This is a genomic window from Streptomyces coacervatus, assembly GCF_029223485.1.
GTDB classification, from domain to species: domain Bacteria; phylum Actinomycetota; class Actinomycetes; order Streptomycetales; family Streptomycetaceae; genus Streptomyces; species Streptomyces coacervatus.
This window is the reverse complement of record NZ_JARHTP010000072.1, coordinates 1-721: the sequence shown is the minus strand read 5'-3', so window position 1 is coordinate 721 and position 721 is coordinate 1. Positions and strand designations below refer to the sequence as shown.

The 721-nt window shown below is 46.9% G+C and carries 3 protein-coding genes; all 3 read right to left on the bottom strand.

Annotated elements, in window-relative coordinates:
• A partial coding sequence (locus tag P2Q00_RS50625; protein WP_048031055.1) for a metallophosphoesterase occupies nt 1–290 on the bottom strand: 290 nt, incomplete at its 3' end.
• Nucleotides 268–474 carry a phage NinH family protein gene (locus P2Q00_RS50620; RefSeq protein WP_002901791.1) on the bottom strand — a complete coding sequence of 69 codons (207 nt, stop codon included), beginning with the start codon at nt 472–474 and terminating at the stop codon, nt 268–270. The genes P2Q00_RS50620 and P2Q00_RS50625, both read right to left, overlap by 23 nt.
• Nucleotides 471–721 (bottom strand): recombination protein NinG (locus P2Q00_RS50615; RefSeq protein ID WP_197092563.1); only part of this gene is annotated, 251 nt, incomplete at its 5' end. The genes P2Q00_RS50620 and P2Q00_RS50615, both read right to left, overlap by 4 nt.

The following is a 721-nucleotide window of genomic DNA, read 5'->3' as shown; positions in this document are numbered from 1 at the left end:
CCATTAAGCAGCCAGTGATTAACGTTTCCACGCTCTGATAAGCCATCAATCATCATTTGCTCATGGTTTCCACGTACAGCTCTGAACCAGGGGAATGTGATTAATTCCAGGCATTCAACGTTCTCTGCACCACGATCAACCAAATCGCCCACCGAGATAAGCAGGTCTTTTTTGTTGTCGAATCCAATCGTATCCAGTTTGTTCATCAGGTTCGTGTAGCATCCGTGCAGATCGCCAACTACCCAAATATTTCGGTATTTGCTGCCATCAATTTTTTCGTAATAGCGCATCTCTTTCACTCCATCCGCGATGAACCATGAGAACGTCGTTGACGATGGCGTGCATTTTCCCGTCTTTATCATCAACGTATTTTCTGACCGTACCGCGACTACATTTCAGTCTGCGTGCTACTTCTGTCTGATTTCCGTATGTTTCAACGAGCATGTCTGGAATGGTTTTTACTGAGAACGTCATGCGGCCTCACTTCTGCTATTTCGCAGGTCTTTGAGTTTCTGTTGGTACTCTGCCTTGATCGCCTTGCACTCTTCGATAGTCCAGCGATGGCGGTTATGGTTTGATTCGATTTCGTCTACTGCTTCCTGCCCGATGCGGCTAATCAGTTCGACGCGATACGGAACGAGATTTCCGCTTTTGTGCTGGTTGCACACCACGCATTGCTTGTGAATATTGCGTTCATTAAATCGGAGTTGAGGTGCCGCAG

What these genes read in the sequence shown, in the direction of transcription:
- P2Q00_RS50620 (WP_002901791.1), bottom strand. Translation starts at nt 474, where the DNA reads ATGACGTTCTCAGTAAAAACCATTCCAGACATGCTCGTTGAAACATAC.